Origin of the sequence: Aquipseudomonas ullengensis, assembly GCF_014174475.1 — a bacterium.
Lineage (GTDB): Bacteria > Pseudomonadota > Gammaproteobacteria > Pseudomonadales > Pseudomonadaceae > Aquipseudomonas > Aquipseudomonas ullengensis.
In genome coordinates this window covers 310258-323085 of the sequence record NZ_JACJUD010000001.1, presented here as the reverse complement: position 1 = coordinate 323085, position 12828 = coordinate 310258, and the positions used below count along the sequence as shown (strand labels likewise).

Genomic DNA, 12828 nt, shown 5'->3' with positions numbered 1-12828 from the left:
AGGTGTTTTCAGGCGGCCATAAAGCAGGAAGCCTCCCAGTTTTGCTGGGAGGCTTCGCGGCGGTAGCTGCCTTTGCCTTTCTTCGCCTGTTCCTGTCGGCAACGGAACAGTGGCTGGGCAATCAGGGATTTGGCCTTGTTCGGCCGGTGCTTGGCATTCTTGGCCATGGCATGTCCTCGCGTGGGGCCCGCGACATGCGGGCGCGCGGAGAATGCGCCGCTGCTCAGAAAATGTCCAGTGAGGGGCTATTCGCTCAGCGGCAGGCGCTGACCGGCCATCAGCAGGGCCAGGCGCGACAGGCTGCTCCAGGCGTCGCCAGGGGCCTGGCCTTTGACTTGCGCGTCGATGCGCTGGGCGTCAAGCAGCAACTGGTTCCAGCGCGCCGCGCTGTGGCGTTGCAGGGCCTTGCTGACCAGCGGCTTGCGTTTGTCCCACACCGGCGGGCGGGCGGCGGCGAACGCCTTGTCCAGCGGAATGCCCTGGCTGTATTGCTGGGCGATGCCGGCCAGTTGGCGCAGCTCGCGGGCGAGCATGACCAGGATGAACAGCACTTCCACGCCTTCGCCGCGCAGGCCTTCGAGCATGCGCAGGGCATGGGCGCCGTCGCCACCCAGCACGGCGTCGATCAGGCCGAACACGTCATAGCGCGCACTGTCGGCCACCGCGGCCTGCACGGTGCTGGCGTCGATCTGGTTGCCGTCGGCGAGCAGTTTGAGCTTCTCGATTTCCTGGGCGGCGGCCAGCAGGTTGCCTTCCACACGCGCGGCGATCAGCTCCAGGGCTTCCTGGCTGGCGCTCATGCCGGCTTGCGACAGGCGCTGGCGAATCCACTGTGGCAGCTGGGCCGCGTCCACCGGCCAGATCTGCAGGAACTGGCTGTGCGGGCCGTCGATCAGGGCCTTGGCCCACTTGGTCTTCTGCGTGCTGCCGTCGAGCTTGGGCAGGCTGATCAGCAGCAGGGTGTCTTCCGGCGGGCGCTCCAGGTATTCGAGGATCGCCGCAGTGCCCTTGTCGCCGGGCTTGCCGTTGGCGATGCGCAGTTCGATCACGCGCTTCTCGGCGAACAGCGACAAGCTGGCGCCGGCTTCATAGAGCAGGCCCCAGTCGAAGTTGGCTTCGGCGTGGAACACCTCGCGCTCGCTGAAGCCCTGGTCGCGGGTGGCGGCGCGGATGGCGTCGGCGGCTTCCTGGCACAGCAGGGCTTCGTCGCCGCTGATCACGTAGACCGGGGCGAGCGTGCCTTGCAGGTGTTTGCCGAGTTGGGCGGGATTCAGTTTCATAGAGAACCGAGTTTCATCGCGGATCGACTGTCATCGCTTGCGAAAAGGGCCGGTTACCCGGCCCTTTGTCTGCTTACTGGCTGATCGGCAGCTGAACCGGCGACTGCAGCGGTGCCGATTCCTGTTCGGCGCGGCGGGCGGCGGCTTCGGCTTCCGCTTCGGCCTGGGCCTTGGCTTCGGCTTCCTGCTGCAGCTGCTCGAGCTGGGCCGGGGTCAGTTGCTGCAGGCGCATGGACAGTTGTTGTACCAGCTCGCGGCGCATTTCTTCGCGGGCCTGGGCGGATTCCTGGTCGGAGCCGATCAGGTTGTTGTCGTCCTGCACGTAGGTGCTCTGCACGTCGAGGCTGTCATTGAGCAGCAGGATGTCCTTCACGCCACGGATCTCGTAGTCGATCTGGCTGTGCAGCTCGTATTCGGCGCTGCGGGCGCTGCCGGTGTAGCTGGCGGTGCGCTTGGTTTCTTGTTCCTTGGCCAGGACCAGCTTGTACGGCGCGCCGGCGTGCACGTTGACGCCGCTGTTCTCCAGCAGTTTTTCCAGCTGCTTGGCGGTTTCGCCATAGGCATCGCGCGCCTGCAGGTCGATTTCCTTGAGGGCGAAGTCGGCAGTGCCGGTACCGCGCAGCTGGAAGCCGCAGGCGCTGAGCAGGGCAGCCAGGCCGATTACCATCAGATTCCGTTTCATCATTCTCTTGTATCCCCTTGGAGAGTCACGGCGCCATGCAGGCATGGCGCCGAGCTTAAATCAGTTGGCGACTGTTTCAATTGGCTACGATGTTGACCAGCTTGCCCGGCACCACGATGACCTTGCGGATGGTCACGCCTTCGGTGAAGCGCACCACGTTTTCGTTGGCGCGGGCGGCGGCTTCGACTTCCTCGCGGCTGGCGCTGGCCGGCACTTCGATCTGGCCGCGCAGCTTGCCGTTGACCTGGATGACCAGGGTCAGGCTGTCCTGCACCAGGGCGGACTCGTCGACCTGCGGCCACTGCGCGTCGATGACGGCGCCGTTCTTACCCAGCTGCTGCCACAGTTCATGGCAGATGTGCGGGGTGATCGGGGCCAGCAGCAGGGCCACGGCTTGCAGACCTTCCTGCAGCAGGGCGCGGTCCTGGTCGCTGGTGGTCGCGGCTTTTTCCAGCACGTTCATCAGCGTCATCACCTGGGCGATGGCGGTGTTGAATTTGTGGTGTTGGCCGACGTCGTTGCTGGCCTGCTTGATGGCCAGGTGGATGGCGCGGCGTACGATCTTCTGCTCGTCGGACAGCGAAGCGACATCCAGCGGGCCTGGCAGGCCTGCGCTGACATGGCTGTGGGCCAGGCGCCAGACGCGGCGCAGGAAGCGGTTGGCGCCTTCGATGCCGGAGTCGGACCATTCGCAGCTCATGTCGGGCGGCGAGGCGAACATCATGAACAGGCGGCAGGTGTCCGCACCGAACTGATCGATCATCGACTGCGGGTCGACGCCGTTGTTCTTCGACTTGGACATCTTCTCGGTGCCGCCGATTTCCACCGGCAGGCCGTCGCTCTTCAGCTTGGCGCCGATGACCTTGGCTTTGGCGTCGCGCTCGACTTCGACATCGGCCGGGTTGAACCAGTCCTTGCCGCCGTTATCCAGCGTGCGGTAGTAGGTCTCGGCGACGACCATGCCCTGGGTCAGCAGGTTCTTGAACGGCTCGTTCGAGGTGACCAGGCCTTCGTCACGCATCAGCTTGTGGAAGAAGCGCGCGTAGAGCAGGTGCAGGATGGCGTGTTCGATACCGCCGATGTACTGGTCTACTGGCAGCCAGTGGTTGGCGGCAGCCGGGTCGACCATGCCGCCGGTGTATTGCGGCGAGGCGTAGCGGGCGTAGTACCAGGACGACTCGACGAAGGTGTCCATGGTGTCGGTTTCGCGCTTGGCTGCAGCGCCGCATTTCGGGCAGGTGCAGCTGTAGAACTCCGGCATGCGTGCCAGCGGAGAGCCGGCGCCATCCGGCACCACGTCTTCGGGCAGGACGACCGGCAGCTGGTCTTCCGGCACCGGCACGTCGCCACAGGCGTCGCAGTGGATGATCGGGATCGGGCAGCCCCAATAGCGCTGGCGGCTGATGCCCCAGTCGCGCAGGCGGAACTGGGTCTTGCGTGCGCCGTGGGCGCAGGCTTCGAGGTCGGCGACTATGGCGTCGAAGGCTTCGGTGAAATTCTTGCCGTCGTACTTGCCGGAGTTGACGGTGGTCAGGCTGGTCTTGTCGCCGTACCACTCCTGCCACTCGGTGGTGCTGTAGGTTTGGCCTTCGGCGGCATACACCTGAATGATTGGCAGGGCGTACTTGTTGGCAAACGCGAAGTCGCGCTCGTCATGGGACGGCACGCCCATCACCGCGCCTTCGCCGTAGCCCCACAACACGTAGTTGGCGACGAACACCGGCAGCTTGTCGCCGGTCAGCGGGTGGATGACGAACTGGCCGGTGGCCAGGCCTTTCTTCTCCATGGTGGCCATGTCGGCCTCGGCCACGGAGCCGGCCTTGCATTCGGCGATGAACGCGGCGATGGCCGGATTGCTCTCGGCGGCGCGCTGCGACAGCGGGTGCTCGGCAGCCACGGCGACGTAGGTGGCGCCCATCAGGGTGTCGGGGCGGGTGGTGTAGACCTTCATTCGGCCTTCGACGCCGATGCTGGCGGTGTCGTAGTCGAGCTCGATGTCGGCGCCAAAGCTCTTGCCGATCCAGTTGCGCTGCATGGTCTTGACCTGTTCCGGCCAGCCATCGAGTTCGTCCAGGCTACTCAGCAGCTCATCCGCGTAGGCGGTGATCTTGAAGTAGTACATGGGGATTTCGCGCTTCTCGATCAGCGCGCCGGAACGCCAGCCGCGGCCGTCGATGACCTGCTCGTTGGCCAGTACGGTCTGGTCGACCGGGTCCCAGTTGACGGTACCGTTCTTGCGGTAGATCACGCCCTTCTCGAACAGCTTGGTGAACAGCCACTGTTCCCAGCGGTAGTAGTCCGGCTTGCAGGTGGTGACTTCGCGGGTCCAGTCCACCGCAAGGCCCAGCGATTGCAGCTGGCTCTTCATGTAGGCGATGTTTTCGTAGGTCCACTTGGCCGGCGCGACCTTGTTCTTCATCGCGGCGTTTTCTGCCGGCATGCCGAAGGCATCCCAACCCATCGGCTGCAGCACGTTCTTGCCCTGCATACGCTGGTAGCGGGCGATCACGTCACCGATGGTGTAGTTGCGCACGTGACCCATGTGCAGCTTGCCGCTCGGGTAGGGGAACATCGACAGGCAATAGAAGGTTTCCTTGCCTGGCTGTTCGCTCACTACAAAGGATTTCTGCGAGTCCCAGTGGGACTGCGCGGCGGCTTCGATTTCGCGGGGCTGATACTGTTCGTGCATGGGCTTCGGCGCTGGGAATGAGGGCTTGCGAGAAACGCCGTAGCATACATGACCCCCCCGGATTCAGGGAAACCCTGATTGCGCCACGCGGCGCGGCCGGCCGCCGTTTGTCGCGGCGCGCAGTCGCTGCTGTGGTGGGCGCTAAGCTTGCCTTTAAAGGGCTCGCCCAGGCCCGTTGCGCGTCTCGCGCGCGGCGTTGGCGGCGGGCCTGCCAGCCGCAGACGGCTGGTGCGCTTTGGCGCTACCCGGAGATGAATGCAGCGCGGGTCATGCACATTCATCGCTCATCAATGGCGTTTCCTCGGCTGATCTTCAGCGTGTGAGACCGTGAAAGGCTCTAAGGGCGGGTTCGATGCGCTCGACAGAGGTGATGGATGGCAGAGTTGCGGCGTGCGGAGGAGAAGGGCGGGCTCTATGAGCGGCTGTTGCAGCGACTCGCTCTGGCGCTCGAGGAAGCAGACACCGCCAGCCGCCTGCGTGACGCGCCCCCCACTGAACTGGAACTGCATGGCCTGACCCCGGCCGAGCTGGAGCTGGTGCGCGCCTACCTGGATCGTGACCTGCACTGGCTGCGCGGCTGGCATGCGGCGGCCGAAGAGCTGGCGCTGATCGAGCAACTGCCGGCAGGGGCGAGCAAGTCTTCGCGGCAGACGTTCAAGGTGTCGCCACGTACCGTCGGCCGGCGTGCACCGCTCAAGCGCCGTCAGCAGTTGTGTTGCGCCTTGTGCGGCAGCACGGCGCAGTGGCAGCCGGGTGAAGGCGTGCTGCCGTGCCTGGCGTGTGGTTCCAAGCTGTTTCGCGCTGGCCCGCCGCACTGAACGCGCGGTAGTCTGCCGGGCACTCGGAGGTGCCCATGGAACTGCGTTTCTTCCTCAAACAACTGATCCTGCCGCCTGGCGGTTTTTTCCTGCTGATTTTGCTGGCCTGGCTGTGCTGGTCGCGGCGCCCGAGCCTGGCGGCGCTGTGCCTGCTGCTCGGGCTTGGCGGGCTGTGGCTGATGAGCCTGCCGGTGGTGGTCGAGCAGGCGGCGCGCTGGCTGGAGCGCGAGCCGGCTCTGGTCGAGGCGCAATGGCCGCAACTGGCGCAGCGCGCCGAGGTGATCGTGGTGATAGGTTCCGGGCGCGAGGAGGCCGATCCGGCCTGGGGCAGCGATCAACCGAGCGCCACTGCACTGGAGCGCCTGCGCTATGCGGCGCGGCTGCATCGCGCCTCGGGCCTGCCGCTGATGATGAGTGGCGGCCTGCACTACGACCAGCCGCCCAGCGAGGCGGCGATGATGGCTGAGGTGCTGCAGCGTGATTTCTCGGTGCCGACCCGTTGGCAGGAGGAGCGCAGTCGCACCACCTGGGAGAACGCCGAATACAGTGCGGCGCTACTGCGCGAGCAGGGTATCCGTCGCGTGGTGCTGGTAACCCAGGCGGCGCATATGCCGCGGGCGCTCTGGTGTTTCGAGCGCCAGGGACTGGACGTGGTGGCGGCGCCGTTGGGCTTTCTCGGCGTGGCCAACGCCCGTCCGCTGGGCGGTTGGCTGCCGGAGGGCAAGGCGCTGTGGCAGAGCACGCGCCTGCTCAACGAGGCGCTGGGGCAGGCACTCTACCCGCTGCTCTATCGCTGAACTCAGGCGGCTTGCAGGTTGGCGGTTGTGCGTGCCGCCCGGCGGTGCGCGACAAAGGCCCAGCCCAGCAACAGGCTGCACAGCACCACCAGCGGCCAGGCGCGCCATTGCAGATAAGGCGTCAGGCCCTGCATCGGTTGCACCTCACCGTACAGCGTGCCCTGCTGGAACTGCGGGATCTGCGTGGTGATGCGGCCTTGCGGGTCGATCAGCGCAGTGACGCCATTGTTGGTCGCGCGGATCATCCAGCGGCCGGCTTCCAGGGCGCGCATCTGCGCCATCTGCAGGTGTTGCAGGGGGCCGATCGAGGTGCCGAACCAGGTGTCGTTGCTCACCGTCAGCAGCAGGTCGCTGCGTGCGGCCAGGCCGGCGGCAAATTCCGGGTAGACCACTTCGTAGCAGATGAACGGCGCAATCTGCAGGCCCTTGGCTTGCAGCAGTTGCTGGTCGGCGGGGCCGCGGGCGAAGTCGGACATCGGCAGGTCGAAGAAGGCGATCAGGCCACGCAAGACTTCCTGCAACGGCACGTACTCGCCGAATGGCACCAGTTTCTGCTTGAGGTAGATGCCACTGCCGTCGCCGACCACAGTGATGCCGTTGTAGTAGCGCTTCTCGCCCTGCTCGTTGACCTGGCGGATAGGCACGCCGCTAATCAGCGCCGCCTGGCGTTCCTGGGCGATGCGGCCCATGAACTGCAGATAGCCTTCGGCGAACTCCTTGAGTACCGGTACGGCGGTTTCCGGCCAGACGATCAGGTCGGCGGGCTGGCTGCGCAGGGTCATGTCGCGGTACAGCTCCAGTTGGGCTTGCAGCTGGGCAGGGTCCCATTTGAGGTTCTGCTCGACGTTGCCTTGCATCACGGCCACTTTCAGCGGTGCGCCCTTGGTCTGGGTCCAGGGGTGTTCGCCAAGTGCCAGGCTGACCAGCCACGGCGCCAGCAGCAGGGCGATGGCGCCCAGCAGCTGCGGCTTGTGCGTGCGCAGGCGCGGCAGGTTGACCAGCAGCGCCGCGCTGAGAGCCAGGCTCAGGGAGATCAGCCACATGCCGCCGAGCGGCGCCAGGTGGGCCAGCGGGCCGTGCAGTTGGCTGTAGCCAGCGTAGAGCCAGGGGAAACCGGTGAGGAACCAGCCGCGAAAGGCTTCCTGGGCCAGCCACAGCGCGGCGAAGCTCAGGGCGTCGGCCACGGGCGCCTGCCCGCGGCGCAGCCAGCGGGCCCAGATCCAGGCCGGCAGGGCGAAGAACAATGCGATGCCGGCGCAGAACCCGGCGGTGAGAAAGGCCGCCAGTGGCATCGAGGCGGCGCCGTAGTCGTGGATGCTGACGTAGATCCAGCTGGTGCCGGCGAGGAACAGGCCGAAGCCATAGCACCAGCCGCGCGCCAGGGCCTGGCGTGGATTGACCTGGCGCAGGCCGAGGTAGAACAGGGCGATGGACAGGATAGCCAGCGGCCAGATGTCGAACGGGGCGAGTGCCAGGGTGGTGCTGGCGCCAGCGGCCAGTGCCAGCAGATTGCCCGGCCAGCCGGAGCGGGTGATCCAATGCATCGTGTGCAAGTCCTTGGATTGAAGAGCGGCAAGCGTAGAGCGGATTGGCGCGGGGGTGAAGGCGTGTGTGTAGGAGCCAGCTTGCTGGCGATCATTGTGTGCAGGGTGGCACGGATCGCCAGCAAGCTGGCTCCTACAACAGAGGGCGCTAGCGCTCCAGCGGGGTCAGGCGCAGCAGGTGCACGCGGCGGCTGTCGGCGTTGAGCACGCGGAAGCGGTATTCGCCTATCTCGGTCACTTCGTTGCGCTTGGGCAGGTGGCCGAAGGCATTCATCACCAGGCCGCCGACGGTGTCGAACTCGTCGTCGGAGAACTCGGTGTCGAAGGCCTCGTTGAAGCTGTCGATGGGCGTCAGTGCCTTGATCAGGAAGTCACCGCTGGGCAGCGGCTTGATGTAGCTGTCGGACTCGACGTCATGCTCGTCTTCGATGTCGCCGACGATCTGTTCGAGCACGTCCTCGATGGTCACCAGGCCAGCCACGCCGCCGTATTCGTCGATGACCACGGCCATGTGGTTGTGGTTGGCGCGGAACTCGCGCAGCAGCACGTTGAGGCGTTTGGACTCCGGCACGAAGGTCGCCGGGCGCAGCAGGTCGCGGACGTTGAATGGCTTGCTGCCGTTTTCCAGGATCAGCGGCAGCAGATCCTTGGCCAGCAGGATGCCGATGACTTCGTCGATGCTTTCACCGATCACCGGGTAGCGCGAGTGGGCGGAGTCGATGATCGCCGGGAGAAATTCTTGCGGAGCATGCGCGGCCTTGATGCTGATCATCTGCGAACGCGGAACCATGATGTCGCGAACTTGCAGGTCGGCGACCTGGATCGCGCCTTCGACAATGGTCAGGGCCTCGCTGTCGAGCAGCTTGTTCTGGTGGGCTTCGCGCAGCACCTCCAGCAGTTCCTGACGGTTTCTCGGCTCATGAGCAAAAGCTTGGGTCAGTTTGTTGAACCAGGACTTTTGCTCGGTGCTCGATCGGTCTTCGCTCATGGTGTGTTTCTCAGGGCCTTCTTTGGCAAGTTATTCATCGGCGGCGTACGGGTCGGGATGACCCAGTTCAGCCAGCAATTCCCGTTCCAGGGTTTCCATCTCTTCGGCTTCGGCGTCGTCTATGTGGTCATAGCCGAGCAGGTGCAGGCAGCCGTGCATGACCAGGTGCGCCCAGTGCGCCTCGCGGGTCTTGGCTTGCTCAGCGGCTTCGCGCTCGACCACCGGTACGCAGATCACCAGGTCGCCGAGCAGTGGGATGTCGAGCAGGCCGTCCGGTACATCGGCTGGGAAGGACAGCACGTTGGTGGCGTAGTCCTTGTGCCGCCAGGTGCGGTTCAGCTCGCGGCCTTCCTCTTCATCGACCAGGCGAATGGTCAGCTCGGAGTCTGCGGTGCGCTGGCGCAGGGCCAGTTCGCACCAGCGGCGCAGCTGTTCTTCGCTCGGCAGTTCGGCGGCGCTCGAGGCGTTCTGCAGGTCGAGTTCAAGCATCGCTGGGCGCCTTGTCCTCGCGGCCCTCGAAGCGCTCATAGGCTTCGACGATGCGCTGCACCAGGGGGTGGCGCACCACGTCCTTGGGCTTGAAGTGGGTGAAGCTGATGCCCGGCACGTCGCGCAGCACTTCGATCACATGCGCCAGCCCGGATTTGGTGCCGCGTGGCAGGTCGACCTGGGTGATGTCGCCGGTGATCACGGCGGTGGAGCCGAAGCCGATCCGGGTGAGGAACATCTTCATCTGCTCGAGGGTGGTGTTCTGACTTTCGTCGAGAATGATGAAGCTGTTGTTAAGGGTTCGGCCGCGCATGTAGGCCAGCGGGGCGATCTCGATCACCTGCTTCTCGATCAGCTTGGCGACCTGTTCGAAGCCGAGCATTTCATAGAGCGCGTCGTACAGCGGGCGCAGGTAGGGGTCGATCTTCTGCGCCAGGTCGCCGGGCAGGAAGCCGAGCTTTTCGCCGGCCTCGACCGCCGGGCGTACCAGCAGGATGCGTCGCACCTGCTCGCGCTCCAGGGCATCCACTGCGCAGGCCACGGCGAGGTAGGTCTTGCCGGTACCGGCCGGGCCGACGCCGAAGTTGATGTCGTTGTCGAAGATCGACTTCACGTAGCGCTGCTGGTTGGTGCCGCGCGGCTTGATCACGCCCTTGCGCGTGCGCAGGGTGACGCCGCCATCGGCGCGCGGGTTGCTGTTCAGCTCTTCGAGGCCGGATTCCTGCAGGAACAGGTGGACCAGGTCGGGCGATAGCTCGGCGCTCTTGGTCTCGCGGTACAGGCGGCGCAGGAGGTTTTCCGCGGAGAGGGTGTGCTGAGGCTCACCGACCAGTTCGAACTGGTTGCCGCGGTTGCGGATCTCGATGGCCAGGCGCTGTTCGATCAGGCGCAGGTGCTCGTCGAATTGCCCGCAGAGGTTGGCGAAGCGGCGTGCTTCGAAGGGTTCGAGGATGAAACGATGTGGCTCTATGGGTGCGTTCAAAGTGGTGTGGTGGCCGCCAGTCGGCTGGGGTGATGGTCGAAGAATAACCCCGCGCGGCCGAGGGTGAAAGTTCGGTGGCGCGAGGAAAGGTTAGCCATTAGTCGATCAGGCTGCCGCGCAGGGAGTGCGGCAGGGCGCCGTCGATGTGTACGTCGACGAACTGGCCGATCAGGCTCGGATTGGTGCAGCTGAAATTGACGATGCGATTGGCCTCGGTGCGGCCCTGGAGCATGCCCGGGTCCTTCTTCGAGTAGTCGCTGACCAGGATGCGCTGGACGGTGCCGACCATGCGTCGGCTGTTCTCGAAGCCCTGCTGGCTGATTTTGTGCTGCAGGCGCGCCAGGCGTTCGCGCTTGGTTTCCTGCGCAGTATCGTCGCTCAGGTCGGCGGCCGGGGTGCCGGGGCGCGAGCTGTAGACGAAGGAGTAGGAGAAGTCGAAGCCGACATCTTCGATCAGCTTCATGGTCTGCTCGAAGTCCTTTTCGGTCTCGCCGGGGAAGCCGACGATGAAGTCCGAGCTGATCAGGATGTCCGGCACTGCCGCCTTGAGCTTGCGGATGCGCGACTTGTATTCCAGTGCAGTGTGGTTGCGCTTCATCGCTGCCAGCACTCGGTCAGAGCCGGATTGCACCGGCAGGTGCAGGTGGCGCACCAGTTCGGGAATTTCCGCGTGGGCCTGGATCAGCGCATCGGAGAACTCCAGCGGGTGGCTGGTGGTGTAGCGAATGCGTTCGATGCCGTCGATGGCGGCGACCAGGTAGAGCAGTTCGGCGAAGTCGGTAATGCCCCCGTCGCGGTTGTCGCCGCGGTAGCCGTTGACGTTCTGGCCGAGCAGGGTGACTTCCTTCACGCCGTGTTCGGCGAGGTGGATGATCTCCGCCAGTACGTCATCCAGCGGGCGGCTGACTTCTTCACCGCGGGTGTAGGGTACGACGCAGAACGTGCAGTACTTGCTGCAGCCTTCCATGATCGAGACGAAGGCGCTGGGGCCGTCGATGCGCGGCTCGGGCAGGCGGTCGAATTTCTCGATTTCGGGGAAGCTGATATCGACCTGGGCAACCTTGGTTGAGCGCGCAGCGTCGATCATTTCCGGCAGGCGGTGCAGGGTCTGCGGACCAAAGACCACGTCGACATAGGGCGCGCGGTCGCGGATGGCAGCGCCTTCCTGGCTGGCCACGCAACCGCCGACGCCGATCACCAGGTCAGGGTTTTCCAGCTTCAGCTCGCGCCAGCGGCCCAGTTGCGAGAACACGCGGTCCTGGGCTTTTTCGCGGATCGAGCAGGTATTGAGGAGGATCACGTCGGCTTCTGCCGGGTTCTCCGTGACTTCCAGGGCCTGATGTTCGCCCAGCAGGTCGACCATGCGCGAGCTGTCGTACTCGTTCATCTGGCAACCGTGGGTTTCGATATAGAGCTTCTTGGCCATCTGTACTTCGTCGGGTGATTCGTCAGGACCGCGCATTATAGGGTGCACGCGGCGTGCTTCCTAGGCTTGCCGGTTGAGCGGCTATGCTATGATCCGCGCCCTTCCAATTTCCCCTCGTCTTTTCCCCCGAGACTCATGAGCAAGCGCGAACCGATCTACAAGGTGATTTTCCTCAATCAGGGCCAGGTGTACGAGATGTACGCCAAGCAGATCTACCAAAGCGATCTGTGGGGCTTCCTGGAAGTGGAGGAGTTCGTCTTCGGCGAACGCACCCAGGTGGTGGTCGACCCTAGCGAAGAGAAGCTCAAGGCGCAGTTCGAAGGCGTGGTGCGCAGCTTCGTGCCCATGCATGCGATCGTGCGCATCGATGAAGTCGAGCGCCTGGGTACGCCGAAGATCAGCGAAGCCAAGGGTGGCGGCAACGTGATGCCGTTCCCCATGCCGATGCCGGACAAGTAAAAGGTCTGGATTAGGGCGCGAAGGCCGGAGCCTGCGGGGAGAAACCCGAGCCCTGGCTCGATCCCGGCGTGAAGCTGGGGCCACTGCTGTCGATGTTCTGCAAGTCCAGCAGGTAATCGCGGAAAATCTGCCCGAGCACCTGACTGGCAACTTCCATCTCTTCCCGGCCCATGTGCGTGGCGACCTGGTCGGCACTGTCCATGGCCTCATCCGAGCCGTTCACCGCGGCCATCTTCAGCACGATATAAGCCTGCACGTTGTTGGCCGGCACGCCTTCGCCCTTGAGGAACATGGTGCCGAGGCGCAGCTGCGCCTGGGCGTTGCCTTGCAGCGAGGCCTGCTCGAACCAGTGCAGCGCCTGGGGCAGGTCGCGCTCGGTGCGCTGGCCGTCGTAGTAGAACTCGCCCAGCTCGTATTGCGCGGCGGCATCGCCTTGTTGGGCGGTCTGCTGGCAGGCGCTGAGGGCTTGGGGCAGGTCTTCGGGAAGGGTGTTCAGCGAGCAACGGCCGGTGGCGGGGATCAGCAACGAGTTGCCGCCCGCTTGAGCCAGCAGGGGGGAAATGAGCAGCAGGCAGCCCAGGAGCAGGGCGCGGCCGGAGCATTTCATGGGAATCAGTGCGCCTCGCGAAACCGACGGGGGTTGGCCCGGCCGGCGAAACGCGCCGGCCGTCACA

13 protein-coding genes are annotated in these 12828 nt (G+C 64.8%); 3 read left to right on the top strand and 10 right to left on the bottom strand.

Annotated features, from left to right (window positions below; all coding sequences use genetic code 11):
* Positions 1 to 8: 8 nt before the first annotated feature.
* From arfA to leuS, 4 genes are all read right to left on the bottom strand, one after another.
* Entirely contained in the window at positions 9 to 167 is a 159-nt protein-coding gene (arfA, locus tag H3H51_RS01420) for an alternative ribosome rescue factor ArfA (RefSeq protein ID WP_183087236.1), read from the bottom strand.
* Between the two features lie 78 nt (positions 168 to 245).
* Positions 246 to 1280, bottom strand: a complete 1035-nt coding sequence (holA, locus tag H3H51_RS01415; protein WP_183087235.1) for a DNA polymerase III subunit delta — start codon at positions 1278 to 1280, stop codon at positions 246 to 248.
* A 73-nt stretch (positions 1281 to 1353) separates the two neighbouring features.
* Positions 1354 to 1965 carry an LPS-assembly lipoprotein LptE gene (locus tag H3H51_RS01410; RefSeq protein ID WP_183087234.1) on the bottom strand — a complete coding sequence of 204 codons (612 nt, stop codon included), beginning with the start codon at positions 1963 to 1965 and terminating at the stop codon, positions 1354 to 1356.
* Positions 1966 to 2038: 73 nt separating this feature from the next.
* Positions 2039 to 4651: a leucine--tRNA ligase gene (leuS, locus tag H3H51_RS01405; RefSeq protein WP_183087233.1), complete on the bottom strand. Its 2613-nt coding sequence runs from the start codon at positions 4649 to 4651 to the stop codon at positions 2039 to 2041.
* Between the two features lie 374 nt (positions 4652 to 5025).
* On the opposite strand from leuS, the gene H3H51_RS01400 reads away from it, so the two are divergent.
* Positions 5026 to 5469: a hypothetical protein gene (locus tag H3H51_RS01400; RefSeq protein ID WP_183087232.1), complete on the top strand. Its 444-nt coding sequence runs from the start codon at positions 5026 to 5028 to the stop codon at positions 5467 to 5469.
* Positions 5470 to 5504: 35 nt separating this feature from the next.
* A complete protein-coding gene (locus H3H51_RS01395; RefSeq protein WP_183087231.1) occupies positions 5505 to 6266 on the top strand; it encodes a YdcF family protein in 762 nt (253 codons plus the stop codon).
* Positions 6267 to 6268: 2 nt separating this feature from the next.
* On the opposite strand, the gene lnt is transcribed toward H3H51_RS01395, so the two are convergent.
* The 5 genes from lnt to miaB all read right to left on the bottom strand — a co-directional run bounded on the left by lnt (position 6269) and on the right by miaB (position 11695).
* Positions 6269 to 7810: an apolipoprotein N-acyltransferase gene (lnt, locus tag H3H51_RS01390; RefSeq protein ID WP_183087230.1), complete on the bottom strand. Its 1542-nt coding sequence runs from the start codon at positions 7808 to 7810 to the stop codon at positions 6269 to 6271.
* A 148-nt stretch (positions 7811 to 7958) separates the two neighbouring features.
* Positions 7959 to 8798 (bottom strand): HlyC/CorC family transporter, encoded by an 840-nt coding sequence (locus H3H51_RS01385; RefSeq protein ID WP_183087229.1) that lies wholly within the window; start codon positions 8796 to 8798, stop codon positions 7959 to 7961.
* A 30-nt stretch (positions 8799 to 8828) separates the two neighbouring features.
* Positions 8829 to 9287: an rRNA maturation RNase YbeY gene (gene ybeY, locus H3H51_RS01380; protein WP_183087228.1), complete on the bottom strand. Its 459-nt coding sequence runs from the start codon at positions 9285 to 9287 to the stop codon at positions 8829 to 8831.
* The gene (locus H3H51_RS01375) at positions 9280 to 10269 is read right to left on the bottom strand and encodes a PhoH family protein (protein WP_183087227.1); all 990 of its coding nucleotides are present in this window, start codon (positions 10267 to 10269) and stop codon (positions 9280 to 9282) included. Before H3H51_RS01375 ends, ybeY begins: the two co-directional genes overlap by 8 nt.
* A 97-nt stretch (positions 10270 to 10366) precedes the next feature.
* Complete coding sequence (gene miaB, locus H3H51_RS01370; RefSeq protein ID WP_183087226.1) at positions 10367 to 11695, bottom strand: tRNA (N6-isopentenyl adenosine(37)-C2)-methylthiotransferase MiaB; 1329 nt, start codon at positions 11693 to 11695, stop codon at positions 10367 to 10369.
* A 135-nt stretch (positions 11696 to 11830) separates the two neighbouring features.
* Between miaB and H3H51_RS01365 the strand changes: the two genes are divergently transcribed.
* A complete protein-coding gene (locus H3H51_RS01365; protein WP_183087225.1) occupies positions 11831 to 12154 on the top strand; it encodes a DUF1820 family protein in 324 nt (107 codons plus the stop codon).
* 10 nt (positions 12155 to 12164) lie between these two features.
* On the opposite strand, the gene H3H51_RS01360 is transcribed toward H3H51_RS01365, so the two are convergent.
* Positions 12165 to 12761: a tetratricopeptide repeat protein gene (locus H3H51_RS01360; protein ID WP_183087224.1), complete on the bottom strand. Its 597-nt coding sequence runs from the start codon at positions 12759 to 12761 to the stop codon at positions 12165 to 12167.
* Positions 12762 to 12828: the final 67 nt, after the last annotated feature.